This window comes from Candidatus Mycolicibacterium alkanivorans (genome assembly GCF_022760805.1).
Lineage (GTDB): Bacteria > Actinomycetota > Actinomycetes > Mycobacteriales > Mycobacteriaceae > Mycobacterium > Mycobacterium alkanivorans.
In genome coordinates, this window is the sequence record NZ_JAIVFL010000001.1 from 2,281,991 (window position 1) to 2,307,620 (window position 25,630).

The 25,630-nt window shown below is 70.0% G+C and carries 25 protein-coding genes and 1 pseudogene; 16 read left to right on the forward strand and 10 right to left on the reverse strand.

Annotation, left to right across the window (positions count from 1 at the left end; all coding sequences use genetic code 11):
- Window positions 1–20: 20 nt before the first annotated feature.
- Together K9U37_RS11445 and K9U37_RS11450 are read right to left on the reverse strand one after the other, a co-directional pair.
- The gene (locus K9U37_RS11445; RefSeq protein WP_243071789.1) at window positions 21–1,697 is read right to left on the reverse strand and encodes an alpha/beta hydrolase; all 1,677 of its coding nucleotides are present in this window, start codon (window positions 1,695–1,697) and stop codon (window positions 21–23) included.
- Window positions 1,694–1,966, reverse strand: a complete 273-nt coding sequence (locus K9U37_RS11450) for a DUF7162 family protein (protein ID WP_243071790.1) — start codon at window positions 1,964–1,966, stop codon at window positions 1,694–1,696. Before K9U37_RS11450 ends, K9U37_RS11445 begins: the two co-directional genes overlap by 4 nt.
- A gap of 127 nt (window positions 1,967–2,093) precedes the next feature.
- Between K9U37_RS11450 and pafA the strand changes: the two genes are divergently transcribed.
- The 8 genes and pseudogenes from pafA to K9U37_RS11490 form a co-directional block, all read left to right on the forward strand.
- Window positions 2,094–3,452, forward strand: coding sequence for a Pup--protein ligase (gene pafA / locus K9U37_RS11455; RefSeq protein WP_243071791.1), 1,359 nt, complete (start codon window positions 2,094–2,096; stop codon window positions 3,450–3,452).
- A 48-nt stretch (window positions 3,453–3,500) separates the two neighbouring features.
- On the forward strand, window positions 3,501–4,487 hold the full coding sequence (locus K9U37_RS11460) for a helix-turn-helix transcriptional regulator (RefSeq protein WP_243071792.1): 987 nt from the start codon (window positions 3,501–3,503) through the stop codon (window positions 4,485–4,487).
- Window positions 4,484–5,455: a helix-turn-helix transcriptional regulator gene (locus tag K9U37_RS11465; protein WP_243071793.1), complete on the forward strand. Its 972-nt coding sequence runs from the start codon at window positions 4,484–4,486 to the stop codon at window positions 5,453–5,455. The genes K9U37_RS11460 and K9U37_RS11465 overlap by 4 nt, the downstream gene beginning before the upstream one ends.
- Before the next feature lie 67 nt (window positions 5,456–5,522).
- The gene (gene tatA / locus K9U37_RS11470) at window positions 5,523–5,789 is read left to right on the forward strand and encodes a Sec-independent protein translocase subunit TatA (protein ID WP_243073341.1); all 267 of its coding nucleotides are present in this window, start codon (window positions 5,523–5,525) and stop codon (window positions 5,787–5,789) included.
- Between the two features lie 63 nt (window positions 5,790–5,852).
- Window positions 5,853–6,776, forward strand: coding sequence for a twin-arginine translocase subunit TatC (gene tatC / locus K9U37_RS11475; protein WP_243073342.1), 924 nt, complete (start codon window positions 5,853–5,855; stop codon window positions 6,774–6,776).
- Complete coding sequence (locus K9U37_RS11480) at window positions 6,760–9,573, forward strand: DEAD/DEAH box helicase (protein ID WP_243071794.1); 2,814 nt, start codon at window positions 6,760–6,762, stop codon at window positions 9,571–9,573. Before tatC ends, K9U37_RS11480 begins: the two co-directional genes overlap by 17 nt.
- 56 nt (window positions 9,574–9,629) lie before the next feature.
- The gene (locus K9U37_RS11485; RefSeq protein ID WP_243071795.1) at window positions 9,630–10,514 is read left to right on the forward strand and encodes a DUF4333 domain-containing protein; all 885 of its coding nucleotides are present in this window, start codon (window positions 9,630–9,632) and stop codon (window positions 10,512–10,514) included.
- A gap of 251 nt (window positions 10,515–10,765) precedes the next feature.
- Window positions 10,766–10,951, forward strand: a pseudogene (locus tag K9U37_RS11490) (hypothetical protein); the annotation flags it as partial.
- On the opposite strand, the gene K9U37_RS11495 reads toward K9U37_RS11490, so the two are convergent.
- From K9U37_RS11495 to K9U37_RS20030, 4 genes are read right to left on the reverse strand one after another with little or no spacing between them, the layout of a single operon-like run.
- Entirely contained in the window at window positions 10,936–11,283 is a 348-nt protein-coding gene (locus K9U37_RS11495; protein WP_243071796.1) for a type II toxin-antitoxin system PemK/MazF family toxin, read from the reverse strand. The pseudogene K9U37_RS11490 and the gene K9U37_RS11495 sit on opposite strands and share 16 nt — an antisense overlap.
- Window positions 11,270–11,500 carry a ribbon-helix-helix domain-containing protein gene (locus K9U37_RS11500; RefSeq protein ID WP_243071797.1) on the reverse strand — a complete coding sequence of 77 codons (231 nt, stop codon included), beginning with the start codon at window positions 11,498–11,500 and terminating at the stop codon, window positions 11,270–11,272. Before K9U37_RS11500 ends, K9U37_RS11495 begins: the two co-directional genes overlap by 14 nt.
- 39 nt (window positions 11,501–11,539) lie before the next feature.
- Window positions 11,540–12,496, reverse strand: a complete 957-nt coding sequence (locus K9U37_RS11505; RefSeq protein WP_243071798.1) for a 5'-3' exonuclease — start codon at window positions 12,494–12,496, stop codon at window positions 11,540–11,542.
- Window positions 12,496–12,630 (reverse strand): hypothetical protein, encoded by a 135-nt coding sequence (locus K9U37_RS20030; protein WP_272888031.1) that lies wholly within the window; start codon window positions 12,628–12,630, stop codon window positions 12,496–12,498. Before K9U37_RS20030 ends, K9U37_RS11505 begins: the two co-directional genes overlap by 1 nt.
- A 35-nt stretch (window positions 12,631–12,665) precedes the next feature.
- On the opposite strand from K9U37_RS20030, the gene K9U37_RS11510 reads away from it, so the two are divergent.
- Window positions 12,666–13,787, forward strand: a complete 1,122-nt coding sequence (locus tag K9U37_RS11510) for a M24 family metallopeptidase (protein ID WP_243071799.1) — start codon at window positions 12,666–12,668, stop codon at window positions 13,785–13,787.
- Window positions 13,788–13,876: 89 nt separating this feature from the next.
- Here the strand turns inward: K9U37_RS11510 and K9U37_RS11515 are convergent, their stop codons facing one another.
- Entirely contained in the window at window positions 13,877–14,290 is a 414-nt protein-coding gene (locus tag K9U37_RS11515; RefSeq protein ID WP_243071800.1) for a F420-dependent biliverdin reductase, read from the reverse strand.
- A 36-nt stretch (window positions 14,291–14,326) separates the two neighbouring features.
- On the opposite strand from K9U37_RS11515, the gene dprE2 reads away from it, so the two are divergent.
- From dprE2 to K9U37_RS11535, 4 genes are read left to right on the forward strand one after another with little or no spacing between them, the layout of a single operon-like run.
- Complete coding sequence (dprE2, locus tag K9U37_RS11520) at window positions 14,327–15,076, forward strand: decaprenylphospho-beta-D-erythro-pentofuranosid-2-ulose 2-reductase (RefSeq protein ID WP_243071801.1); 750 nt, start codon at window positions 14,327–14,329, stop codon at window positions 15,074–15,076.
- A complete protein-coding gene (gene cbiE / locus K9U37_RS11525) occupies window positions 15,073–16,254 on the forward strand; it encodes a precorrin-6y C5,15-methyltransferase (decarboxylating) subunit CbiE (protein WP_243071802.1) in 1,182 nt (393 codons plus the stop codon). Before dprE2 ends, cbiE begins: the two co-directional genes overlap by 4 nt.
- Window positions 16,251–17,006, forward strand: coding sequence for a precorrin-4 C(11)-methyltransferase (gene cobM / locus K9U37_RS11530; protein WP_243071803.1), 756 nt, complete (start codon window positions 16,251–16,253; stop codon window positions 17,004–17,006). The genes cbiE and cobM overlap by 4 nt, the downstream gene beginning before the upstream one ends.
- Entirely contained in the window at window positions 17,006–17,752 is a 747-nt protein-coding gene (locus K9U37_RS11535) for a cobalt-precorrin-6A reductase (protein ID WP_243071804.1), read from the forward strand. Before cobM ends, K9U37_RS11535 begins: the two co-directional genes overlap by 1 nt.
- Here K9U37_RS11535 and K9U37_RS11540 read toward each other — a convergent pair.
- From K9U37_RS11540 to cobG, 3 genes are read right to left on the reverse strand one after another with little or no spacing between them, the layout of a single operon-like run.
- On the reverse strand, window positions 17,740–19,236 hold the full coding sequence (locus tag K9U37_RS11540; protein ID WP_243071805.1) for a precorrin-2 C(20)-methyltransferase: 1,497 nt from the start codon (window positions 19,234–19,236) through the stop codon (window positions 17,740–17,742). The genes K9U37_RS11535 and K9U37_RS11540 overlap by 13 nt on opposite strands.
- Entirely contained in the window at window positions 19,233–19,859 is a 627-nt protein-coding gene (locus tag K9U37_RS11545) for a precorrin-8X methylmutase (protein ID WP_243071806.1), read from the reverse strand. Before K9U37_RS11545 ends, K9U37_RS11540 begins: the two co-directional genes overlap by 4 nt.
- A gap of 4 nt (window positions 19,860–19,863) precedes the next feature.
- Entirely contained in the window at window positions 19,864–20,988 is a 1,125-nt protein-coding gene (gene cobG, locus K9U37_RS11550) for a precorrin-3B synthase (RefSeq protein ID WP_243071807.1), read from the reverse strand.
- Between the two features lie 147 nt (window positions 20,989–21,135).
- Between cobG and cobN the strand changes: the two genes are divergently transcribed.
- The 3 genes from cobN (at window position 21,136) to K9U37_RS11565 (ending at window position 25,610) form a co-directional block, all read left to right on the forward strand.
- Window positions 21,136–24,711, forward strand: a complete 3,576-nt coding sequence (gene cobN, locus K9U37_RS11555) for a cobaltochelatase subunit CobN (protein WP_243071808.1) — start codon at window positions 21,136–21,138, stop codon at window positions 24,709–24,711.
- Window positions 24,712–24,719: 8 nt separating this feature from the next.
- Window positions 24,720–25,049, forward strand: a complete 330-nt coding sequence (locus tag K9U37_RS11560) for a PPOX class F420-dependent oxidoreductase (RefSeq protein WP_243073343.1) — start codon at window positions 24,720–24,722, stop codon at window positions 25,047–25,049.
- A gap of 72 nt (window positions 25,050–25,121) precedes the next feature.
- On the forward strand, window positions 25,122–25,610 hold the full coding sequence (locus tag K9U37_RS11565; protein ID WP_243071809.1) for an FxsA family protein: 489 nt from the start codon (window positions 25,122–25,124) through the stop codon (window positions 25,608–25,610).
- The last annotated feature ends 20 nt before the right edge of the window (window positions 25,611–25,630 follow it).

The window sequence follows — 25,630 nt, forward strand, 5'->3', positions numbered from 1 at the left end:
GCCCAGCGAAACCATGCCCGCTATCCCACCCGGATGTGCGCGCGGTCGCCGGTGATCACCGCCAGGATGTTGCGCCACGCGTCGGACGGTTCGGTGAGCACGTCGCTGTGCGTCGACGGCCCGATCATCGGCCCGCCCGTCAGCCGCCGGCCGGCGGACAGTGGGACGACACCGGGCATCTCGTCGGGGTCGGCGCCGTGCGGTCCAAACGGGATGCCCTGCACGGCACTGATCAGATCGCCGGGCGCGGTCATGCTGAACCGGATCACGGTGGGGTTGCGGTCGTGCCAGTCGGCGGGGCTCTGGACGCCGACGCCGGCCCCGGCCGCCTCGACGAAGATCACCCGGTCGGCGGTGAGCCCGAACCGCTCGGCGGTTCCGACGATGGAACCGCCATAGGAGTGGCCGATGTAGGTCACCGGACGGTTCCCGGCCTGCCGCTCGACGTCCTCGCTGAACGCGACCAGCCGCGGCGCCATGTCCAGTGCGTAGCGGGCGTCCGCCGCGTCGGCCAAACCAGCCGCCAGCACCCCGGTCGGGAACGGTCCGCCGAGGTAGGTGATCATCGCGACGTCCCCGCCCGAGCCCGCGACGAACCGGCGGGCGGTGGCCACGTCGTCGGCCGAGCCGTCGAACGTCGTGTTCAACCCCGGCACCAGCACGCCGAGCGCGCGGGCCCGGCCCAGGTCGCCGGAGAGCTCGATCAGTGAAGATCGCGCCGGGTCGAACGCCAGGATCTGCCGCGGCACCCGGCGCTCGCGGTCGACCGGGTCGGGGACGTCGGCCAGCAGCGTCTCGTAGTAGGCGATCCGGCGGCGGGCGTCACGGTCGTGGACGGCGATCGCCGCGGCCCGCAGCGCCGGGTCGGCGTGCAGGGTTGCCCAGAGCCGTTCGGCGTCGGCCGGACTCAGGGTCGGCGAGATGGCGGCGCGCAGCTTGTCCTCGACTGGGCGGTCGAGGGTGCGGCGCTCGTCGAGGATCGCGGTGGCGATGTTGATCCGGTTGGCCGCCAGCCGCATCTGCCACGGCACCCCGTCGGTGTTGCCGACCTCGCGGGGTCGCTGCTCGACCAGCCGTTCGCGCTCGTCGGGGGACATCGCGCCGATCTGCGCGGCGATCCGGTCCTGACTCAGGGTCGGCCAGTCGCTGACGCCGGGGCCGACCACTCCGGCCGGACGCACCGGTGCAGACGACGGTCCGACGTCGAACGCGGCGTCTATCGCCTGCGCCGCAGCGCGGTCGGCATCACCGAGCCCGTCCAGCGCGGCCTGAAGCCGGCCGGTGAGAATGGCACCCGCGACCGCCGGTGAACCGCCGCTGCATGCCGTCATCAGGCTCGACGCGGTAGGTGGTCCGACTGTGCCGTCGTCGGCGACCGCGCACCCGGCCTGTTTCGCCTGGGCCAGCACCACCAGGACCTGGTCACGGGCGTGGCCGACGGTCAGCGCGGCGTCCCGCGCTTCCGCGGCGGCGACGACGAGCGCCCGGCTCAGCTGCCGCAGTTCGGCTACCACGGGGGAGAGTGCATCGTGGGCGGCCTGCGCGGCGACACCCGTCCAACCGCCCGGCCGCACGGCCCCCTCGACGGCGTCGGCGTGTGCCTGCAACAGGCCCGCCGCGTCGTCCCACTCGGCGGCCAAGGCGTTCAGCGCTTCCGGGTGCCAGGCCACCACCTCGGCTACGGTAGGACGCGTCATCGCAGGCCAACGCGGTCGGCGCCGGCCTGATCGGCGGCTGACAGCTCACCGGCCATGCGACGGGCGGTGTCGGCCCACGCCTGTACCGTCGTGCCGTGTCTGCGCACGTCAGCGGCCGCGCGCCGGGGTCCGGCCAGACCGGCCAGGGCCGAGCCGGGTAACTGCTCGACGCCGGGTATCGACATGGCGGACAGTTCGGCACCTGCCTGCGCGACGCGCTCGGTGAGCCGGCTCAGTGCGGATGCGTCGAGGCCGACGGGTTCGGGCATGGCTGATGCTGACATGGCGACAGGCGGCGCGAATTCGGCGATCCACAGGGCAATCCGCATAGATCCGAAGGCGTTTCACTGAGCGCTTGCACACCGCTGGTCCACAGCAACCAGTACGCTCGACTGTGTGCAGCGAAGGATCATGGGCATCGAAACCGAATTCGGTGTCACCTGCACGTTCCACGGCCATCGCCGACTGAGCCCGGACGAGGTAGCCCGGTATCTGTTCCGTCGCGTGGTGTCGTGGGGCCGCAGCTCGAATGTCTTTTTGCGCAACGGCGCGCGGTTGTACCTGGATGTGGGCAGCCACCCCGAGTACGCCACCGCCGAGTGCGACAACCTCGTCCAGCTGGTCACCCATGACCGCGCGGGTGAGCGGGTTCTGGAGGATCTGCTGATCGACGCCGAGCAGCGGTTGGCCGACGAGGGCATCGGCGGGGACATCTACCTGTTCAAGAACAACACCGACTCGGCGGGCAACTCCTACGGCTGCCACGAGAACTACCTGATCGTGCGGGCCGGGGAGTTCTCCCGGATCTCCGACGTGCTGCTGCCGTTCCTGGTCACCCGCCAGCTGATCTGCGGCGCAGGCAAGGTGCTGCAGACGCCGAAAGCCGCGACGTTCTGCCTCTCGCAGCGTGCCGAGCACATCTGGGAGGGCGTCTCCAGCGCCACCACACGGTCGCGTCCGATCATCAACACCCGTGACGAGCCGCACGCCGACGCCGAGAAGTACCGTCGCCTGCACGTCATCGTCGGCGACTCCAACATGTGCGAAGCCACCACCATGCTCAAGGTCGGCGCCGCCTCGCTGGTGCTGGAGATGATCGAGGCCGGCGTGGCGTTCCGGGACTTCTCGCTGGACAATCCCATCCGCGCGATCCGGGAGGTCAGCCACGACCTGACCGGTCGCAGACTCGTGCGGCTGGCCGGCGGGCGGCAGGCCAGCGCGCTGGACATCCAGCGCGAGTACTACGCGCGGGCGGTCGAATACCTGCAGACCCGCGAGCCGAACACCCAGATCGACCAGGTCGTCGACCTGTGGGGCCGTCAACTCGACGCCGTCGAGAGCCAGGACTTCGCCAAGGTCGACACCGAGATCGACTGGGTGATCAAGCGCAAGCTGTTCCAGCGCTACCAGGACCGCTACAGCATGGAGCTGTCCGACCCGAAGATCAGCCAGCTCGATCTGGCGTACCACGACATCAAGCGCGGGCGCGGCGTGTTCGACCTGCTGCAGCGCAAGGGACTGGCGACCAGGATCACCACCGACGAGGAGATCGAGGCCGCCGTCGACACCCCGCCGCAGACCACGCGCGCCAAGCTGCGCGGCGAGTTCATCGCCGCCGCCCAGGAGGCCGGCCGCGACTTCACGGTCGACTGGGTGCACCTCAAGCTCAACGATCAGGCCCAGCGCACGGTGCTGTGCAAGGACCCGTTCCGCTCGGTCGACGAGCGGGTGAAGCGGCTCATCGCCAGCATGTGACGAGCGCGCCGCACGACCGGCGCACCCATCCCGGCTAAGGTTGGGCGAGTGGCGACATCCAAGGTCGAGCGGCTGATGAATCTTGTCATCGCCCTGCTGTCCACCCACGGTTACCTCACCGCAGAGCGCATCCGCGCCAGCGTGGCCGGGTACTCCGAAAGCCCGAGCGACGAAGCGTTCTCGCGGATGTTCGAGCGCGACAAGAACGAGCTGCGCGACCTCGGCATCCCGTTGGAGACCGGCCGGGTCTCCTCCTTCGACCCCGCCGAGGGGTACCGCATCAACCGAAACGCCTACGCGCTGCCCGACATCGAGCTCACCGCCGAGGAGGCGGCCGCGGTTGCTGTCGCCGCGCAATTGTGGGAGTCACCCGAGCTGATCACCGCGACCCAGGGCGCGCTGCTGAAGCTGCGGGCCGCCGGTGTCGACGTCGACCCCGACGGTGCGGTCGCGATCACCACACCGTCGGGCCCGCCCGGACTGCGCGGCTCTGAAGACGTTCTCGGAATCCTGTTGTCCGCCATCAACTCTGGGCAAGCTGTCCGGTTCCGGCACCGGCCGTTGCCCACCGAGCCTTTCACCGAGCGCACTGTCGAGCCGTGGGGTGTGGTGACCGCGCGGGGCCGCTGGTATCTGGTCGGCCATGATCGGGACCGCGACGCCACCCGCACATTTCGGCTTTCCCGCATCGGTGCCGACGTGGAAACCGTTGGGCCGCCGGGATCGGTGAGCCGCCCGGACGGGGTGGACCTGCGCGCGATCGTCGACAAGGCCATCGGCGAGGCGCCCAGCGGCGTGACGGCGACGGTGTGGGTGGCCGACGGACGGGCAGCGGCGCTGCGACGTGCCGGGACATCGAAAGGCGCGCGCACCATCGGCGGCCGGGCCGGCGAGGTCCTCGAACTGGATCTGGGCACCCGCGACCGCCTCGCCCGTGAGATCACGGGCTACGGGGCCGACGCGCTGGTTCTGGAACCGGCTGCGCTGCGCGAGGATGTGGTGGCGCGGTTGAAGGCTCAGGCGGGTTGCGCATGAGTCCGGTTTCCACCCGCCTGGTCCGGCTGCTCAACATGGTGCCGTACCTCAAGGCCAACCCCCAGATCACCTACGAGGAGGCCGCCGCCGATCTGGGCGTCACCCGAAAGCAGCTTCAGCAGGACCTCGACCAGTTGTGGATGTGCGGGCTGCCCGGGTACGGGCCGGGTGACCTCATCGACTTCGAGTTCTCCGACGACACCATCAACGTGACGTTCACCGCTGGCGTGGACGCCCCGCTGCGGCTGACCTCACCGGAGGCCACCGGACTGCTGGTGGCGTTGCGCGCGCTGGTCGACATCCCCGGTGTGGTGGACCCGGCGGCGGCCCGCAGTGCCATCGCCAAGATCGAGTCGGCGGCGGGGACCATCGCGCATGACCAGACCCATGCCGCGGCCGCAGTCGAGGAGCAGGCCCCGATCGAGAGCGAGGCCGCCGCGGCGGTGCGGACCGCGGTGCGCGGCGGGCGTGCCCTGAGCATCGAGTACTACTCGGCGTCGCGCGACATGCTGTCCACCCGCATCGTCGACCCGATCCGCGTGGTGCTGGTCGGTGACCACAGTTACCTGGAGGCGTGGTCCCGCGAGGCCGAGAGCGTGCGGCTGTTCCGGTTCGACCGCATCGTCGAGGCCGGTGTGCTCGACGAACCGTCCGCGCCGCCGGCACCGGCCGTGCAAGCCGGCCCGGACACCTCGCTGTTCGACGCCGACCCCGCACTGCCCGCGGCCACCCTGCTGGTGGCGCCCACGGCGTCGTGGATGCTCGAGTACTACCCGATGCGGGTTCGTGAAGAGCTACCCGCCGGCTACTGCGAGGCGGCGATGACCTACGCCTCCGACGAGTGGATGAGCCGGCTGGTGCTGGGCTTCGGTCCCGACGTGCGGGTGCTGGGGCCCGAGTCCTTGGTGGCCCGGGTGCGCGAGGCGGCGACCGCGGCGCTGGCCGCCTACGCGGATCTGGACGGCTGATTCCGCGTCCAGGCTTGTCACGGGGCCGCCTGCGGTAGCATCGAACAGACATCTGGAGGTGACCAAATTGGGTGCTCTACAACCGTGGCACTGGCTGATCCTGATCGCCGTGATCGTGCTGCTCTTCGGGTCGAAGCGGTTGCCTGATGCTGCGCGCTCGCTGGGCAAGTCGATGCGGATCTTCAAGTCAGAGGTCAAGGAGCTGCAGAACGAGGGGAAGACGGAAACCCCCGTCCAGCCGGCGCAGCCCCCAACCCAGGTGCAGTCCGAACGCGTCGAGGCGCCCGTGACACCGACCCCGGCGCCGAACCCGACCGACGCCCGACCGGCCTGAGCCGACCACGATCCGGCGCGAAGGCGCCCGTAGTCAGACGCTGCCGTGCGCACCCCTAAGTTCATGTCGCGGCTCGACCCGCGACAACGTCGCAGCCGCGCCAATACTGACGGGACGATGTCCCTCGTCGACCACATCCGGGAGCTGCGCACCCGGCTGCTGATCTCGCTCGGCGCTGTCGCGCTGACCACGATCATCGGCTTCATCTGGTACAGCCACGGCATCTTCGGGGTCGAAAGCCTCGGCAACTGGCTACGCGAGCCGTACTGTTCGCTGCCTCCGTCGGCGCGCGCCGACATCAGCGCCGACGGCGGCTGCCGTCTGCTGGCCACCGCGCCGTTCGACCAGTTCATGCTGCGCCTGAAGGTCGGCATGACCGCCGGTATCGTGCTGGCCTGCCCGGTGTGGCTCTACCAGCTGTGGGCGTTCATCACCCCGGGGCTGTACCGCAACGAGCGGCGCTTCGCGATGGCGTTCGTGACGTTCGCCGCGATGCTGTTCATCTCCGGCGCGGTGCTGGCCTACATCGTGTTGTCGAAGGCTTTGCACTTCTTGCTGACCGTCGGTAACGACGTGCAGGTCACGGCCTTGTCCGGTGATCGCTACTTCGGGTTCCTGATCAACCTGCTGCTGGTCTTCGGCGTCAGCTTCGAGTTCCCGCTGCTGATCATCATGCTGAACCTGGTCGACATCCTTCCCTACGCGAAGCTCAAGTCGTGGCGGCGCGGCCTGATCTTCGGGGTATTCGTGTTCGCCGCGTTCGCCACACCCGGTTCGGACCCGTTCTCGATGCTGGCGCTGGGTCTGGCCCTGTCCCTGCTGATGGAGTTGGCCATCCAGGTCACCCACCTGCACGACAGCCGCAAGGCCAGACGCGAGGCGGCCGCGCAGGCGGCGATCCCCGACGACCAGGCCGCGCCCATCGAGCCGCCGACACCGGTGGCCGCACCTGCGCAGGTCGCGGCACAGCATGACGACATCACCTGAGTTCGGCGGGCAGGAGCGCAGCGACCCGGGGGTGGGCCTGGCCCGGTTCGTCGAGCTGCTGACGTTTCGCCTCGACCCGTTCCAGCTCGAGGCGTGTGAGGCCCTCGAACGTGGTCACGGCGTGCTGGTGTGCGCGCCGACCGGCGCGGGCAAGACGGTGGTGGGCGAGTTCGCCGTGCACCTGGCGCTGGCCGCCGGGCGAAAGTGCTTCTACACCACGCCGATCAAGGCGCTGAGCAACCAGAAGCACGCCGATTTGGTCCGCCGGTACGGCGCGGAACGCATCGGGCTGCTGACCGGCGATCAGTCGATCAACGGCGATGCCCCGGTGGTGGTGATGACCACCGAGGTGCTGCGCAACATGCTGTACGCGGGTTCGGATGCGCTGCATGGACTTTCGTATGTAGTGATGGACGAGGTGCACTTCCTGGCCGACCGGATGCGCGGCGCGGTGTGGGAGGAGGTCATCCTGCACCTGCCCGACGACGTCCGGCTGGTCAGCCTGTCGGCGACGGTGAGCAACGCCGAGGAGTTCGGCGGCTGGATGCAGACCGTGCGCGGTGACACCACAGTCGTGGTCGATGAGCATCGCCCGGTACCGCTGTGGCAGCACATGCTGGTGGGTAAGCGGCTCTTCGACCTGTTCGACTACGACAGCCAGGGCAGGCAGCACCTCGTCGACCCGGATCTGACCCGGCACATCGCGCACCGGCGGGAGGCCGACCGGCTGGCGGACGGGCAGCCGCGTCACCGCGGCCGGGGCAGGTCTGACGAGCGGCGGCCCGGCGGTGGTCCGGGCCTGCATCGGCCGCCGTCGCGCCCGGACGTCATCGCCACTCTGGATCGCGAGGGCCTGCTGCCCGCGATCACGTTCATCTTCTCCCGCGCCGGCTGCGACGGCGCGGTCAAGCAATGCCTGCGCAGCCCCCTGCGGCTGACCAACGACGAGGAACGGGCCCGCATCGCCGAGGTGATTGACCGCCGGTGCGGCGACCTGGCCGACGCCGACCTCGCGGTGCTGGACTACTACGAGTGGCGCGAGGGACTGCTACGCGGGCTGGCCGCCCACCACGCGGGCATGCTCCCGGTCTTCCGGCACACCGTCGAAGAGCTGTTCACCGCGGGTCTGGTCAAGGCCGTGTTCGCCACCGAGACACTGGCTCTGGGCATCAACATGCCGGCCCGCACGGTGGTGCTCGAGAAGCTGGTCAAGTTCAACGGCGAGCAGCACATGCCGCTCACGCCGGGCGAGTACACCCAGCTGACCGGCCGGGCCGGGCGCCGCGGCATCGACGTCGAGGGCCACGCCGTCGTGGTCTGGCATCCCGACCTCGAGCCCGCGGAGGTCGCCGGACTGGCGTCCACCCGGACCTTCCCGCTCAAGAGTTCGTTCGCGCCGTCGTACAACATGACGATCAACCTGGTGAACCAGATGGGCCCGGAGCAGGCGCACCGGCTGCTGGAGCGCTCGTTCGCCCAGTACCAGGCCGACCGGTCGGTGGTCGGGCTGGTCCGCGGTATCGAGCGGGGCGAGAAGATGCTCGACGAGATCGCCGCCGAGATGGGCTGGGACCGCCGAGCCGAGCCGGTGCCCGAGCCCGCGATCCTGGACTACGTGCGGCTGCGCGCCAAGATCAGCGAGCGCGAGCGCGCCCAGTCGCGGGCGTCGCGGTTGCAGCGTCGGCAGGCCGCCAGTGACGCGCTGTCCTCGCTGCGCCGCGGCGACATCATCACCATCACCCAGGGCCGCCACGGCGGGCTGGCCGTGGTGCTGGAGGCCGCGAACGACGGGGACGACCCGAGACCGCTGGTGTTGACCGAAAACCGTTGGGCGGGAAGGATTTCCTCGGCGGACTATCCGGGTGCCGCCGCGCCGATCGGGTCGATGTCGCTGCCCAAACGCGTCGAGCACCGCCAACCGAGGGTGCGCCGCGACCTGGCGTCGGCGCTGCGGTCGGCGGCGGCCGGGCTGGTCGTGCCGTCGGGACGTAAGCGGCGCGACGGCGGCGACGAACCGGGCATCGATCCGGAGCTGACGTCGTTGCGCGACGAGATGCGCCGGCACCCCGGGCACCGGGCGGCCGACCGGGAGGCCAAGGTGCGGGTCGGTGAACGCTATCTGCGGGTGGAGCGCGACAACGAGGCGATCCGCAAGAAGGTCGGCGCGGCGACGAACTCGCTGGCCCGCACGTTCGACCGGATCGTCGGCCTGCTGACCGAGCGCGGCTTCATAGAGGATTCCGGCGGGGACGGCGGTCCGCGGGTGACCCCGGACGGCCGGCTGCTGGCCCGGATCTACAGCGAGTGCGACCTGCTGGTTGCCGAATGCCTTCGCAACGGGATCTGGAAGGGCCTTCAGCCCGCGGAGTTGGCGGCGGTGCTCTCGGCCATGGTGTTCGAGTCGCGCGGCGGCGACGGCCCGACGCCGCTGCACGCGGTGGACATGCCCACCGCCGGGGTGCGCCGGGCGCTGGCCGAGACCCGCCGACTGGCGGGTCAATTGCGTGCCGACGAGAACCGGCATCGGATCAGCCCGTCGCGCGAGCCCGACGAGGGGTTCGGGGCCGCGGTGTACCGCTGGGCGACCACCGGCGATCTCGCCGCCGCCTTGGCGGCCTCCGACGTCGCGGGGAACGGCACCCCGCTGCCTGCAGGCGACTTCGTCCGCTGGTGCCGTCAGGTGCTCGACCTACTCGATCAGGTTCGCAACGCCGGACCCGACCCGGCGCTGCGCAGTGCGGCGAAACGCGCCATCGACGACGTCCGACGCGGCGTCGTGGCTGTTGATAGCGGGTAGGGTGATGCAAACGCTACGGTGGGAGCGGCTAGCCGCTACCAGACCAAGGAGAGACGATGAGCGGACCGCAGGGATCTGACCCCAACCCCTGGCAGGCTCAGCAGCCCGCCCAGGGTGAGGATCAGCCTGCCCCCGGCTCGGAGCAGCCCTCGGCTGCGACGCCGTCCTGGCAGCCCCCGGCCTCCCCGGAGCGACCGGCCGAAACCCCGTCCTGGCAGCAGCCGACCAGCGAGCCGCCGACCTGGCAGCCGCCCGCCTACACCCCGCAGCAGTACCCGCAGTACGGCCAGCCCCAGACCCAGGGCTACCCGCCGCAGCAGCAGTACCAGCAGCCGACCGAATACAACCCCGCCGCCTACGGCCAGCCCGGTCAGTACGCCCAGCCGCAGTACGGTCAGCCCGGCCAGCCGCAGTACGGCCAGCCCGGCCAGCCGCAGTACGGCCAGCCCGGCCAGCCGCAGTACGGTCAGCCCGGCCAGCCGCAGTACGGCCAGCCCGGCCAGCCGCAGTACGGCCAGTACCCGCAGCCGGGCCAGCCGGGGCAACCCGGCCAGCCGGGGCAGTACGCCCCCTACCCGCAGCCCGGCGGGGAGGAGTCGTCCAAGAAGTCGGCGGCCGTCATCGGCACCGTCATCGGAGTGCTGGCGGCCATCATCCTGGCCGTGGTCCTGGTGCTCGGGTTCTGGAAGCCCGGCTTCTTCGTCACCTCCAAGCTGGACATCAACAAGGCCCAGCAGGGTGTCCAGCAGATCCTGACCGACGAGACCAATGGTTATGGAGCCAAGAACGTCAAGGACGTCAAGTGCAACAACGGCCAGAACCCGACGGTCAAGAAGGGCGACACCTTCACCTGCGAGGTCAGTATCGACGGCACCAAGCGCCAGGTGACAGTGACCTTCCAGGATGACAAGGGCACCTACGAGGTCGGCCGTCCCAAATAGCCGACCGGCGTCCTCCGGGCCCGCGAACTACCGCTGAATTGACGGCCATGTAGCCGAATTTCCCTGTGCTGCAACACAAAATCAGGATCCGGTAATGTCACCTCGGTGTTGCCGCGCGGTGCTACCGTCATGCTCGCTGCACGCCGTCTGAAAACGAGTTCCCGGAGTGGCACCGCACCCCGAACTACCGTCACCCTGAATGCCTCCGAACACTCGACAAGTCCTGCGGCACTGAGGAATTGAACTTCACGTTCAAGGAGCGCCGCGACGAGGAGGACGAGCCGTCGGCCATCCGGTACGCGAACCTGCCGTACCCGGAGAGTCAACTGGTAGCGCTGGCGCACTCGCTGATGGCGCGCGGAGTGATCGACGAGGTCGAGTTGCGGCAGCGCCTGGCCGCGGTCCACGCCCTAGCCGACCCTCACAAGTCGAGATGAAGTCGTAGCGCCTCGTCAATCGCGGCAAGCTCGGTCGGGGATACTCGCCCGATCCGACGCACGAGTCGTTGCACGGTAATTGATCTGACCTGTTCTGCTTGGGCTTTGGACTCAACGGACAACCCACTGGGGTCTGACAACAACAGCACCTGGAACGGGAAGACCCGAGCAGTGTTCCTGGTGACGGGGACTACGGTGATGACACCACGGCCCAGCTTTGTTGCGGTGGCATTGGCACGGTCATTGCTCACGACGACCGCCGGCCGCTGCTTGTTCGCTTCACTGCCACGGGCGGGATCCAAATCGACTTGCCAGACTTCACCGCGCAGCATGGTCAAGCCCGTCGCCGACGGTCTCACTCCATGATTCGTCGCTGCCGGCGGCCGACCATTCTTCCCAGGCCTCGGCGTAGTCGTCTTCAAGCGTCGGGAAGCGCAGCATGCGAATAGCCCGCTGCAGACCCGCCGACCGCGAAGGCAGCCCGACGCGTTCGATGTAGGCATCGAGCACCGCAACATCCTCGTCTGACAGGCTGATGCTAAGCTTCATACCGATATCCTACCGAGATGCTACACAGGTAGCAATCGACTAGCCCGGCAACGTATCCAGCGCCTTCTGCAGGCGCGCGATCGACGAGCCCACCCCGTAGGCCTTGGCGAGTTCAGCCACCCGTGCCGGGTCGGCGGCCGAGAGCGGCAACAGGTCACTGGCAGTGGAGAACTCGACCGGAGCGCCGCGGGCCACCGCCACCACCGGGCCCGCGGCCTCGATGTAGTCGGCGGCGGCCAGCAGCTTGGCCCGAAAGGCTTTGGGCAGCTTGGAATTGGGATCGTAAGCCGCAGCGAGGATCGCCTCCAGTGATCCGTGCTGCGCCAGCATTGTGGCGGCTGTCTTCTCACCGACCCCGGGCACGCCGGGCAGCCCGTCGGACGGATCTCCGCGCAACAGGGCAAGTTCGGCGTATGCCGGCCCGGCCCGGTGCGTGGGGACACCGTATTTCTCGGCCACCTCGGTGGGCCCGAACATCACCGCGTTGGACAACCCCCGGCCCAGATACAGCACCCGAACCTCGACCGGGTCGTCGGAGACCAGCTGCAGCAGGTCGCGGTCGCCGCTGACCACCACGGCACGGTCGCGCCGTTCGGCGGCGGCCAGGGTGCCCAGGACGTCGTCGGCCTCGTAGCCGGGCGCCCCGGCGGTGGCGACCCCGAACGCGTCGAGCAACTCCATGATCATGTCCACCTGGTGGTTCAGCTCGTCGGGCACCTCCTCCAGATCCGGCTCGCCGCCGTCGATCTCCTCGGCGACCCGGTGCGCCTTGTACGACGGGATGAGATCGACGCGGAACTGCGGGCGCCAGTCCAGATCCAGGCACACCACCAGCCGGCCTGGGCGCTCCCGGGTGATCAGCGTCGCCACGCTGTCGATGAACCCGCGAACGGCGTTGACGGGCCTGCCGTCCGGCGCGGTGATCGAGGACGGCACGCCGAAGAACGACCGGAACCACATGCTGGCGCCGTCGAGCAGCAACACCGGCGCTGACATCAGACCTCCCTGAACAGATACGACCCGGGGGTAGCTGCGGCCCAGGTTGCGGTCGCTGAGCAGACCACCTCAGCGCCCAATTCGGCGGCGCAGGCCTCCGGGTCGCCGGCGAGTTCGCGGATGTCGCGCAGCACCGTGTGATCGTATGCCCGCGGCTAACCTTGCTGACATGAGCGCCAGCCGTTTCCCGTCCGATGTGTACGCCCACCGGCTCAAAGCCGCCGCGGCCGCCGCCGACCAGGCGGGGGTGGCGGGCCTGGTGGTGACGCCGGGTTATGACCTGCGCTACCTGCTGGGCTCGCGGGCGCAGACCTTCGAGCGGCTGACCGCCCTGGTGATTCCGGCCGGTGGCGCGCCGGTCGTGGTGGTCCCGCGGCTGGAGTTGGCGGCGCTGCGGGAGTCCGCGGCCGGCGACCTCGGCCTTGTGGTGCGGGACTGGGCGGACGGCGAGAACCCCTACGACATCGTGGCCGACGCCCTCGGCGGGCAGGCGCGGGCCGCGGTGACCGACTCGATGCCCGCACTGCACCTGCTGCCGCTGGCCAAGAGGTTGGGCGCGGTACCGGTACTGGCCACCGACGTGCTGCGCTCGCTGCGGATGCACAAGGACCCGGCCGAGATCGAGGCGTTGCGCACGGCCGGTGCGGCAATCGACCGGGTACACGCGCGGGTGCCGGAGTTCCTGGTGCCCGGCCGCACGGAGGCGGATGTCGCCGCTGATATCACCAGAGCCATTGTGGCCGAGGGACATTCGGAGGCGGCTTTCGTCATCGTCGGTTCCGGGCCCAACGGGGCCGACCCGCACCACGAGTGCTCGGATCGGGTACTGCAGGCCGGTGACATCGTCGTCGTCGACATCGGCGGCCCAGTGGAGCCCGGCTACAACTCGGATTCCACCCGTACCTACAGCCTCGGCGAGCCAAGCGCGGAGATCGCCGAGCAATACGCGGTGCTGCAGCGTGCACAGGCCGCCGGGGTGGCGGCGGTCCGGCCGGGGGTGACGGCCGATCAGGTCGACGCCGCCGCCCGCGACGTGCTCGCCGACGCCGGACTGGGCGAGTACTTCGTGCACCGCACCGGCCACGGAATCGGGCTGTCGGTGCACGAGGAGCCCTACATCGTCGCGGGCAACGCCCTGCCGCTGGCCGAGGGCATGGCGTTCTCCGTCGAACCGGGCATCTACTTTCCGGGCCGCTGGGGTGCGCGCATCGAGGACATCGTGATCGTCACCGCCGACGGGGCGCTGTCGGTCAACGGTCGCCCGCGTGAGCTGACCGTGGTGCCGATCTAGAGGTCGACGACCGCATCCTCGGTTGGCTGGGCGCAGCAGTTCAGCACAGTTCCCGCCGCTGGCGCGTCGATTGATCCTCGCCTCCGGGCTCAGATCTTGGAACGGTCCAGCAGGCCCGAGGAGCCCAGCACCCGTTCGACGTGGACCTCGACGACCACGCGGCGCGGGTTGACCCGCGGGGTGCGGTAGCGCTGCGCGTAGCGCAGTTCGGCGTCGCGGATCGCTGCCGGATCGCGATTCACACTGGCGCTGCCCTCCAGGGACAGCCAGCGGGCACCGTCGACCTGAGACAGCACACCGACGTTGTTCCGCTCGGCGTTGATCGCCTTCTGCGAGCCGTCGGTGGTGATGACCCTGGCGATGTGGGTCTTGGGGTCGAAGGTGAAGCCGACCGCCACCACGTGCGGCGAGTTGTCGGCGCGCAGCGTCGTCAGCATCGCGAGGTGGCGCTCGGTGAGAAATGCCAGCGCATCGCCGGTCAGCCGCGTGGTTAGGTTCGCCATCAAGCTCCACGCTAGCGCAGTGAATAATCGAGAGCTGTGAATGACACGGGGGCCGGACCGGTCGTGATCTTCGGCGGCCGCAGCGAGATCGGCATCGAACTCGCGCAGCGGCTCGCCCCGAAGGCCACCGTGGTGCTGGCCGCCCGCAACGCCGACCGGCTCGACAAGCAGGTGGCTGCGGTCTGCGGCGCCGGGGCCGCCGCGGTGCACACCGTCGAGTTCGACGCCGACGACCTGGCCTCCCACGGCCCGCTCGTCGACAAGCTGGTCGGTGAGTTCGGGCCGATCGGCACCGCCGTGCTGGCCTTCGGCATCCTCGGCGACCAGGCCCGCGCCGAGACCGACGCCGCGCACGCCGTCGCGATCGTGCACACCGACTACGTCGCGCAGATCAGCCTGCTGACCCACCTGGCGACCGCGATGCGCGCCGCCGGCCGGGGCGCGCTGGTGGTGTTCTCCTCGGTGGCCGGAATCCGGGTGCGCCGAGCCAACTATGTCTACGGCTCGGCCAAGGGGGGCCTCGACGGGTTCGCCTCCGGACTCGCCGACGCGCTGCACGGCAGCGGGGTGCGGCTGCTGATCGTGCGGCCCGGCTTTGTCATCGGCCGGATGACCGACGGGATGGACCCGGCGCCGCTGTCCAGCACACCCGCCCAGGTGGCCGAGGCGACGGCCCGCGCCCTGTCGAACGGGCGGCGCACGGTGTGGGTGCCGTGGGCGCTGCGGCCGATCTTCTTCGGGATGAAGTTGTTGCCGCAAGCGGTGTGGCGGAGGCTGCCGCGATGATCGTGGTCGTGGGTATCGGCGCGGACGGCATGACCGGGTTGTCCGAGGAATCTAGATCCGAATTGTATTCCGCCACAGTCATTTACGGATCTCAACGGCAGATCGACCTGCTCGACGACACCGTCGCCGCCCCGCGGCACCGCTGGCCCTCGCCCATGATGCCCGCGCTGGAGTGTCTGCTCGACGACCACCCCGCCGGCGACATCCACGTCGTCGCCAGCGGTGACCCGCTTCTGCACGGCATCGGGACCACGCTGATCCGGCTGTACGGTGCCGGCAGGGTGCGGGTGCTGCCGCACGTGTCCTCGGTGACGCTGGCCTGCGCCCGGATGGGCTGGACGGCGCAGGACACCGAAGTCATCAGCCTGGTTACCGCACCGGTACACACCGCGGTGCGCCGCGGGGGACAGGCCGTCGTGTTGTCGCGCAACGGCGCCACACCCGCCGAGCTGGCCCGGCTATTGGTCGAAACGGGCCGCGGGACATCGGAGTTCACCGTCCTCGAACAGCTCGGCAGTCGCGACGAGCGGGTGCGCAGCCGGGCCGCCGACGCCTGGGCCGCCGCCCCGCCCGACGACGTCGAGGATCTCAACGTGGCCGCCATCCGCTACCTGCCCGACGAGCGGATCGCCCAGATCCTGCCCGACGGCGTCTTCCGCCACGACGGGCAGATCACCAAGCAGTCCATTCGTGCCGTCACGCTGGCCGCGCTCGCGCCGCGACCCGGTGAGCTGCTGTGGGACGTCGGTGCCGGGTCCGGCAGCATCGGCATCGAGTGGTGCCGCAGCGCGCCCGGCTGCCGGGCCGTCGCGTTCGAGACCAACGCGGAGCGGTGCGAGCGGATCGCCGCCAACGCCAAGGACTTCGGTGTGGACCTCGAAGTCCGCGGTGGAGCACCGGAGGCCTTCGACGACGTACCGCAACCGAGCGCCATCTTCGTCGGCGGCGGTCTGACCCACCCGGGCCTGCTCTCGGCGTGTGTCGACCGACTGCTCGCCGGTGGCCGACTGGTCGCCAACGCTGTCACCGCGGAATCCGAAGCGCTTCTGGTGGAATGGCATTCACGTCTCGGCGGCGAGCTCCGCCGATTCCAGCACTACCGCGGCGAACCGCTCGGCGGGTTCACCGGCTGGCGCCCGGCCATGCCCATCACCCAGTGGGTGGTGAGCGCGCTGTGACCGTCCATTTCATCGGCGCGGGGCCCGGTGCGGCAGACCTGATCACCGTCCGCGGCCAGCGGCTGCTGCAGCGCTGCCCGGTCTGTCTGTACGCCGGGTCGATCATGCCGCCGGACCTGCTGGCGCTGTGCCCGCCCGAGGCCAAGGTGGTCGACACCGGTCCGCTGACCCTCGAGGAGATCATCGACGAGCTCGCCGAGGCCAGTAACGCCGGCCATGACGTGGCCCGGCTGCACTCCGGTGATCCGTCGATCTACAGCGCGATCGCCGAACAGTGCCGCCGGCTGGACGCACTGGGCATCGACTACGACATCGTGCCCGGTGTGCCGGCTTTCGCGGCCGCCGCCGCGGCGCTCGGCCGTGAGCTCACCGTGCCCGGCGTCGCGCAGACCGTGACGCTGAGCCGGGTCGCCACGCTGTCCACCGCGATGCCCGACGGTGAAGACCTTGTCGCGCTGTGCAAACCCGGTGCGACGCTGGTGCTGCACCTGGCGGCGCACCGGATCGACGCCATCGTGCCCCAGTTGCTCGAGGGGGGCTACCGCCCGGACACCCCGGTCGCGGTCGTCGCGTTCGCGAGCTGGCCACAGCAGGTCGTGCTGCGCGGCACGCTGGCCGACATCGCCGGGCAGATGCACGCCGCGTCGATCACCAAGACCGCGGTGATCATCGTCGGTGATGTGCTTGCCGCAGAGGGTTTCACCGACAGCTACCTGTACTCCTCGCACCGTACTCGCGGCAGCCGACACTGATGCGCATCCTGCTGCTTGGCGGGACGGGGGAGGCCAGGGCGCTGGCCGCGCGACTGCACCCCGACACCGACATCATCAGCTCGCTCGCGGGTCGCGTCCCCGACCCGGCGCTGCCGGTCGGTCCGGTCCGCATCGGCGGCTTCGGTGGCGCCGAAGGTCTCACACAGTGGTTGCGCGACAACGACATCCGAGCCGTCGTCGATGCCACGCATCCGTTCGCCGCCACCATGACCGCACGCGCCGCCCAAGCCTGTGCCGATCTGAAGCTGCCACACGTGGTGCTGGCCCGGCCGGCCTGGAACCCCGGTGAGGCAACCCTGGTCGCCTCCGACACCGAAGCGGCGGACATCGTTGCACAGCAGGGCTATTCGCGAGTCTTCCTGACCACCGGGCGTTCCGGAGTCGCACCGTTCACCGGCAGCGACGCGTGGTTCCTGATTCGGGTCGTCACCCCGCCCGACCCCGAGGTGCTTCCGCGCCATCACGAGGTGCTGCTGTCGCGTGGGCCCTACGGCTACGGTGACGAGTACGCGCTGCTGCGGGACAACAGGATCGAGGTGCTGGTCACCAAGAACAGCGGGGGAGCGCTGACCGAGGCCAAGCTCGCCGCCGCCAAGAACCTGGGTGTGGCGGTGGTGATGATCGACCGCCCGCCGCTACCTGCCGGCGTTGAGACGGTCAGCACCGTCGACGAGGCCGTCGCGTGGGTGCTGCGCTCCTGCCCCCCGGGGCCTCAGGTTGGGTAGCGGCGCGGGGTGAACACGGTGTCACCCGAAGAAGTGGTGTACCACTGGGTTTGCGACGAGCCGATGATCAGCAGGCAGCGCATATCCACGTCGGCCTGATCGAGGTCGCTCAGACGGGCCACCGTCACCGACTCGTCCGGGCCGGACACGTCGCGCCCGATGACCACCGGCGTCCCAGGATCGCGGTGCTCGAGCAACAGATCCCGCATCGCCGCGACCTGCCAGGTCCGGCTCTTGGACGCCGGGTTGTAGATGGCCAAAACCAGATCGGCGGTCGCCGCCGCCGACAATCGGGCGGCGATGAGGTCCCACGGCTTGAGCCGGTCGGACAGTGAGATCACCGCATAGTCGTGACCCAACGGCGCGCCGACCCGGCTCGCCACAGCTTGGGCGGCCGTCATGGCCGGGATCACCCGCACCGCGACATCCGGCCACTGCTTGGCCTCCTCGAGAACCGCGGTGGCCATCGCGAACACCCCCGGATCACCCGAGGACACCACTGCGACCGCCCGGCCTCGCTCAGCCAGTTCGCAGGCCAGCCGGGCGCGGGCGGGTTCATCGGTGTTGTCACTCGGGTGGCGAATCTGACCGGCGCGCAACGGCACCCGGCCCAGATACGGCCCGTAACCGACCAAATCGGTGGCAGCAGCCAGCTCGTGGCGGCTCTGCGGGGTCATCCAGTCGACATCGCCGGGGCCCAGGCCCACCACCGCGACACCGCCGATGACCGTCTTGCGATGCAGACCGCACGTGTCCGATGTCGCCGGCCTTCGGGCTCCGGGCAGGATCGCCAGCGAGAAGTACGGCACTCCCTCGGCGTCCACCTCGCCGGCCGGAAGCACCCGCTGCGCGTCGGTGCTCGCCCGTTCCACGTAGAACGCCTCGTCCAGCCGACCGGACATCGAAAGCGCTTCGCGCACTTGTGGATACCTGCGGCCCAGCTTCATCACCACGGCCGCGTCGGCGTCCGCGAGCCGGCGGGTCAGCTCGCGCACCGGCATGGTACCGGGCAGAATGGAGAGCACCTCGTCACCGGTCACCAGCGGAGTGGCGATGGCCGCCGAGGCCGCGCTCACCGACGTCACCCCGGGGATTATCACCGCGTCGAACCGCTCGGTCAGCCGGCTGTGCACGTGCATGTAGGAGCTGTAGAACAGCGGATCACCCTCGGCCAGCAGCGCCACATCGCGCCCAGCGTCGAGGTGCGCGGCGATCCGTTCGGCTGACTCGCGGTAGAAGTCCTCCATCGCGCCGGCGTAGCCGCCGGGGTGGTCGGTGGCCTCGGTGGTCACCGGGTAGACCAGGTGCTCCTCGATCTGGCCCGGCCGCAGATACGGCTCGGCGATACGTCGCGCGATGCTGCGGCCATGGCGCGCACTGTGATACGCGACCACGTCGGCCTCGCCGATGACGCGCGCGGCCTTGACCGTCACCAGCTCCGGATCGCCTGGCCCGAGCCCGACGCCGAAGAGCGTTCCCGTCATTCGCGTTCGCTCGCAATCGCGTTCACCGCGGCGGCTGCCATCGCACTGCCGCCGCGGCGGCCCCGCACCAGCAGGTGCTCCATCCCGCGCGGGTGCTCGATGAGCTCCTGCTTGGACTGCGCTGAGCCGACGAACCCGACTGGGCCGCCGAGCACCGACACCGGGGCAGGCACACCCTCGTCGATCAACTCCAACAGCCGGAACAACGCGGTGGGGGCGTTGCCGATCGCCAGCACGGCACCGTCCAGCCGCTCGGCCCACAACTCCACGGCGGCCGCCGACCGCGTCGTCTCCCGACGCTTCGCCAAATCGGCGGCGCGCGGATCGGCCACCAGCGACACGACCTCGTTGCCCGCGGGCAGCCGGGCGGCGTTGATTCCCGCGGCGACCATCGAGGAGTCACACAGGATGGGGGCGCCGCCGACCAGCGCTGCATGCGTCGCGGCAACGACGCCGGGGGTGAAGGCCACGTGCTCGGTGAGGTCGACCTGTCCGCAGGTGTGGATCAGCCGGACGACCACCCGCGCGACGTCGTCGGGAAACGGCGAAAGGTCCGCCTCGGCGCGGATCGTCGCGAACGACTGCCGATAGATCTCGGCGGCGTCCCGGGTGTAGTCGAGCATCCGATCACCCTACGACCTGGCGGTTCATCCGCTGAAAGCCCTCGCCCGTTGCCACCCTCACCTCGCCCGACAGCGGACTGCCGCAGGCCCGTTCGCAGCCGACGTAATGCACGTGCCCGACGGGGACGTCCGCGGCCACCGCCCGGGTGGCCTCGGCACGCGCGTCGGCCAGCGACTTCTCGCAGCCGGGGCTGCCGACGCAGGAGCTGACGCGCAGCCACGGCGAGTTCTCGTCGAACACCAGGCCCAGCGGAGCCAACACCCGCAGCGACGAGTCGGCGACGCCCTCCTCCATGTCGCATACCAGCAGCGACCGCCACGGGGTGACGATCACCGGGGCGTCGATCGCGGCGACGAACTGCGCCTGCCGGGCCTCCAGGACACCCAGTGGCACCGCCGCCCCCAAGGCCACGCGTCCGTCGTCCTGCAGGATCCAGCCGACCGGCGGCCGCAGCACCGGGGGATAGGTCGCCCCACCTGGTGCGGTCGCCGCGAAGTCCGACGCCAGAATCGACGGATCCTCCAATTCGGCTATCCGCCAGGCATTTCCGCGCACCGCGACGAAACGGCGCGCCACCGCGAGCAGGGCCGGCACCACCTCGTCGCAACTGAGGCGGACACCGGTGTCGTTACCGCCCAGCAGCAGCGCCGCCCGCTCGCCCACAACATGCACGCCGGCGTCGGCGCGCAGCCCCGAGATGTCGCCGGTCCCGTCGTCGAGGCCGAACATGAACCGGCCGGGCAGCCGCACCAGGTCGCGGTCGGACTGGATCCCGCGGTCCAGCTCGGCGACCCAGGGCCGCACGTCGGCGAGTCCACCCACCCGGCCCGACAACGGCGAGGCGATGACGTTGCGCACCCGCTCGTGGTCAGGTGAGGGCAGCAGGCCGGCAGTGGCGGCCGCATCGGCGACGGCGGCGGTGTCGCGCACACCGCGCAGCTGGACGTTGCCCCGCACGGTCAGCTCCAGCGTGCCGTTGCCGTGCTCGGTCGCGGCGTGGGCCAGCGCCTCCAGCTGGCCGGCGGTGATCATCCCGCCCGGCAGACGCAACCGGGCCAGCGCGCCGTCGGCGGCCCGGTGCACTTGCAGTGCCCCCGGGCAGGCGTCGTCCTCACGCGTTCTGGTCACCGGTCCAGCGTACGGTCAGGGACTGTCCGGCAGGGCAGTCCAGCGCAGGGTGGTGGTGCCCGATGCCGGCGTCATGACCAGCTGCCCATCCTCGATACGCCACGCTCCGACTGGACCCGGCTGATGCCGCCCGGGTACGAATGACGGGTGCCTCAACCCACCGTCCTGCTGCTCTCCACCTCAGACACCGACCTCATCGCCGCCCGCGCCAGCGACGCCGGCTACCGGTGGGCGAACCCCTCGCGGCTGGTCGACGGTGAGCTGACCGAGCTCCTGGCCGGGGCCGACGTGGTGGTGGTGCGGATCCTCGGCGGGTACCGCGCCTGGGAGGACGGGATCGACGCCGTGGTGGCCAGCGGTGTGCCGACGGTGGTGGTCAGCGGCGAGCAGGCACCCGATGCCGACCTGATGGAGCGCTCCACCGTGCCGGCGGGCATCGCCATGCAGACTCACATCTACCTGGCGCAGGGCGGCGTGGAGAATCTGCGCCAGTTGCACGCTTTCCTCACCGACACCCTGCTGATGACGGGCTTCGGCTTCAACCCGCCCGCGCCCACACCGGTGTGGGGAGTGCTGGAGCGTGACACCCGTGAGATCGACGGACCGACGATCGCGGTGCTGTTCTACCGCGCCCAGCACCTGGCCGGTAACACCGCCTACATCGACGCCCTGTGCACCGCCATCGAACAAGCGGGCGGGCGGCCCCTTCCGGTGTACTGCACCTCGCTGCGCACCCCCGAACCCGAACTGCTCGACCTGCTGGGCACCGCCGACGCCATGGTCGTCACCGTGCTCGCCGCGGGCGGTGCCCGCCCGGCGACCGCGACCGCGGGCAACGACGACGATGGCTGGGACGTCAAACACCTTGCCGCCCTGGACGTCCCGATTCTGCAGGGGCTGTGCCTGACGAGCTCGCGGGCAACCTGGGCGAACAACGACGACGGGCTGAGCCCGCTGGACGTCGCCACCCAGGTGGCGGTGCCGGAGTTCGACGGCCGCATCATCACCGTGCCGTTCTCGTTCAAGGAGATCGACAACGACGGGCTGATCGCCTACGTGCCGGATCCGGAGCGTTGCGCGCGGGTGGCCGGTCTCGCCGTCAACTACGCCAATCTGCGCCGGGTCGCCGCACCCGACAAGCGGCTGGCGCTGGTGTTCTCGGCCTACCCGACCAAGCACTCCCGGATCGGCAACGCCGTCGGCCTCGACACCCCGGCCAGCGCGGTGGCGTTGCTGACGGCGTTGCGCGACAACGGGTATCACATCGGCGACCTTCCCGGCGTCGAGGCAGGCGGCGGTGACGCCCTGATGCATGCGCTGATCGAGCGCGGCGGGCAGGATCCCGACTGGCTGACTGACGCCGAGCTGTCCGGCAACCCCGTCCGGGTGCCCGCCGCGCGCTACCGCGAGTGGTTCGCGACGCTGCCGGCCGAGTTGACCGAGGCGATGGTGCGGCACTGGGGCCCGCCACCGGGCGAGCTTTTCGTGGACCGCAGCCGCGATCCCGAGGGTGAAATCGTCGTCGCGGCAATCGAATCCGAGAACATCGTGATCCTGGTGCAGCCGCCCCGCGGGTTCGGGGAGAACCCGGTGGCCATCTACCACGATCCGGACCTGCCGCCGACCCACCACTACTTGGCCGCCTACTTCTGGTTGCGCCACGAGTTCGGGGCGCACGCGGTCGTGCATCTGGGCAAGCACGGCAACCTGGAATGGCTACCGGGCAACACCGTCGGCATGTCCGCCGGCTGCGGCCCCGACGCAGCCCTGGGCGACCTGCCGCTGATCTACCCGTTCCTGGTCAACGATCCGGGGGAGGGCACTCAGGCCAAGCGGCGGGCCCACGCCACGCTGGTCGACCACCTCATCCCGCCGATGGCCCGGGCCGAAACCTACGGCGACATCGCCCGCCTCGAGCAGCTGCTCGACGAGCACGCCAACATCGCCGCCCTCGACCCGGGCAAGCTGCCCGCCATCCGCCAGCAGATCTGGACGCTGATGCGCGCCGCCAAGATGGACCACGATCTCGGGCTGGCCGACCGCCCCGAGGACGACAGCTTCGACGACATGCTGCTGCACGTCGACGGCTGGCTCTGCGAGATCAAGGACGTCCAGATCCGCGACGGCTTGCACATCCTGGGCGCGGCGCCCACCGGTGGGGGCGAACTCGACCTGGTGCTGGCGATCCTGCGCGCCCGCCAGCTCTTCGGCGGCGAGCAGCACCTGCCCGGTCTGCGCCAAGCGCTCGGCCTGGTCGAGGACGGCAGCGACGAACGGACCGTCGTCGATGAGGCCGAGCGGCAGGCCCGCGACCTGCTGGCCCGGCTGCAGGCCACCGGCTGGGACGCCGAGCGGGTCGACGAGCTCACCGACGACGCCCAGGTGGCCCGGATCCTGCGATTCGCGGCCACCGAGGTGGTGCCGCGACTGGCCGGCACGGCGGCCGAGATCGACCAGGTGCTGCGCGCACTGGACGGCCACTTCATCGCGGCAGGTCCGTCCGGCTCGCCGCTGCGCGGCCTGGTCAACGTGCTGCCCACCGGGCGCAACTTCTACTCGGTGGACCCCAAGGCGGTGCCGTCACGGCTGGCCTGGGAAACCGGTGTGGCGATGGCCGATTCGCTGCTGGAGCGCTACAAAGCCGACTACGGCGACTGGCCGCGTTCGGTCGGGCTGTCGGTGTGGGGCACCTCGGCGATGCGCACCTCCGGCGACGACATCGCCGAAGTCCTTGCCCTGCTTGGTGTCCGGCCGGTGTGGGACGACGCATCGCGCCGCGTGGTCGACCTGGAGGCCATCTCGGTCGAGGAGCTCGACCGGCCCCGCATCGACGTCACGGTGCGCATCTCCGGCTTCTTCCGCGACGCGTTCCCGCACGTCGTGGCGATGCTCGACGACGCGGTGTGCCTGGTCGCCGGCCTCGACGAGCCCGCCGACCAGAACTTCGTCCACGCCCACGCCCAAGCCGACCTCGCCGAGCACGGTGACCAAAGGCGCGCCACCACAAGGATATTCGGCTCCAAGCCGGGTACCTACGGGGCGGGTCTGCTGCAGTTGATCGACAGCCGCAACTGGCGCGACGACGCCGACCTGGCCGAGGTCTACACCGCGTGGGGCGGCTTCGCCTACGGGCGGGAACTGGACGGCAAGCCGGCCGCCGGCGACATGTCGATCCAGTACCGCCGGATCGTGGTGGCCGCCAAGAACACCGACACCCGCGAGCACGACATCGCCGACTCCGACGACTACTACCAGTACCACGGCGGCATGGTCGCCACCGTTCGCGCGCTGACCGGCAAGGCGCCGGCGGCCTACATCGGGGACAACACCCGGCCCGACGCGGTGCGCACCCGCACGCTCTCGGAGGAGACCACCCGGGTGTTCCGGGCCCGCGTGGTCAACCCGCGCTGGATGTCGGCGATGCGCAAGCACGGCTATAAGGGCGCCTTCGAGATGGCCGCGACGGTGGACTACCTGTTCGGCTACGACGCGACCGCGGGGGTGATGGCCGACTGGATGTACGAGCAGCTCACCCAGCAGTACGTCCTGGACCCGGAGAATCGCAAGTTCATGGACGAGTCCAACCCGTGGGCCTTGCACGGGATGTCGGAGCGGCTGCTGGAAGCCGTCGGCCGCGGCATGTGGCAGGACCCGGATCCGGCGACGCTGGACGGTCTGCGCCAGGTGCTGCTGGAGACTGAGGGCGACCTCGAAGCACGGTAATTCGCTAGATCGGTGGGCAGGACGGCAGGCCCAATCCGACGCCGATCTGGATCGCCCCGGACGGTGAGCGCGCCCTGGTCATCACCGGGAAGGACTCCTGGAAGGTCAAGCGCATCCGCAACACCCCGCGGGTGACGCTGGCGGTCTGTGACTGGCGCGGCAACGTCAAGGGCGAGCCGAACGAGGCGGTGGCGACCGTGCTCGACCCGGCGCACACCGAGGACGTCTACCGGGCGATCGTGAAGCGCTACCGACTCTTCGGGTTCCTGTTCAGCCTTTTCAGCAAGCTGCGCGGCGGCGCCAAGCACAATGTCGGCTTGGAACTGCGCGCCGCCTGACCGGAAATCACAGGCTCTTTTCAGGACTGTCAGGAACCCCGCCCGCGCCCCGGTCGTTGGCTGGACATGGTGATGCGGACGTTCTTCGTCTACGCCCTTGTCGAGCTGGCCGTACTGGCCCTGCTGACCTGGTCCATTGGGCTGGGCTGGACCCTGCTGGTGCTGCTGGCCACCTCGGTGGTCGGCGTGGCGCTGGCCGGATCCCAGGTCAAGCGACAGATCGTGCGGCTGCAACGCACCCGCACCAACCCCCGGAGTGCCGTCGCCGACGGCATGCTCGTGGCGCTGGGCACCTTCCTGGTGTTCATCCCCGGCCTGGTCACCACCGCCCTCGGCACCCTGATGCTGATGCCGCCCACCCGCGGCGCCGTGCGCCCGCTGGCCGCCGTGATGCTCACTCGCGGAATCGCCCGCCGGGTCGGCGTGATCAACCTGACCGGGCCCGGCCGCAGGTTCGCGGCCGCAGGCTACGGCGGCCACGGTGACTACATCGACGGCGACGTCATCGACGAGCAGCACTACAGCGGCGTGCACGACGCGAACATCGTCCGTTACAACTAGTACAACTAGCCGCACTCCGC

Coding starts and splice junctions, on each gene's coding strand:
- cbiE (WP_243071802.1), top strand. CDS start 15,073: ATGATCGTGGTCGTGGGTATCGGCGCGGACGGCATGACCGGGTTGTCC.
- K9U37_RS11540 (WP_243071805.1), bottom strand. CDS start 19,236: ATGACGGGAACGCTCTTCGGCGTCGGGCTCGGGCCAGGCGATCCGGAG.
- K9U37_RS11565 (WP_243071809.1), top strand. CDS start 25,122: ATGCGGACGTTCTTCGTCTACGCCCTTGTCGAGCTGGCCGTACTGGCC.
- K9U37_RS11545 (WP_243071806.1), bottom strand. CDS start 19,859: ATGCTCGACTACACCCGGGACGCCGCCGAGATCTATCGGCAGTCGTTC.
- K9U37_RS11510 (WP_243071799.1), top strand. CDS start 12,666: ATGAGCGCCAGCCGTTTCCCGTCCGATGTGTACGCCCACCGGCTCAAA.
- K9U37_RS11500 (WP_243071797.1), bottom strand. CDS start 11,500: ATGAAGCTTAGCATCAGCCTGTCAGACGAGGATGTTGCGGTGCTCGAT.
- K9U37_RS11495 (WP_243071796.1), bottom strand. CDS start 11,283: ATGCTGCGCGGTGAAGTCTGGCAAGTCGATTTGGATCCCGCCCGTGGC.
- K9U37_RS11515 (WP_243071800.1), bottom strand. CDS start 14,290: ATGGCGAACCTAACCACGCGGCTGACCGGCGATGCGCTGGCATTTCTC.
- K9U37_RS11535 (WP_243071804.1), top strand. CDS start 17,006: ATGCGCATCCTGCTGCTTGGCGGGACGGGGGAGGCCAGGGCGCTGGCC.
- K9U37_RS11480 (WP_243071794.1), top strand. CDS start 6,760: ATGACGACATCACCTGAGTTCGGCGGGCAGGAGCGCAGCGACCCGGGG.
- K9U37_RS11450 (WP_243071790.1), bottom strand. CDS start 1,966: ATGCCCGAACCCGTCGGCCTCGACGCATCCGCACTGAGCCGGCTCACC.
- tatC (WP_243073342.1), top strand. CDS start 5,853: ATGTCGCGGCTCGACCCGCGACAACGTCGCAGCCGCGCCAATACTGAC.
- K9U37_RS11505 (WP_243071798.1), bottom strand. CDS start 12,496: ATGTCAGCGCCGGTGTTGCTGCTCGACGGCGCCAGCATGTGGTTCCGG.
- K9U37_RS11485 (WP_243071795.1), top strand. CDS start 9,630: ATGAGCGGACCGCAGGGATCTGACCCCAACCCCTGGCAGGCTCAGCAG.
- K9U37_RS11445 (WP_243071789.1), bottom strand. CDS start 1,697: ATGACGCGTCCTACCGTAGCCGAGGTGGTGGCCTGGCACCCGGAAGCG.
- K9U37_RS11465 (WP_243071793.1), top strand. CDS start 4,484: ATGAGTCCGGTTTCCACCCGCCTGGTCCGGCTGCTCAACATGGTGCCG.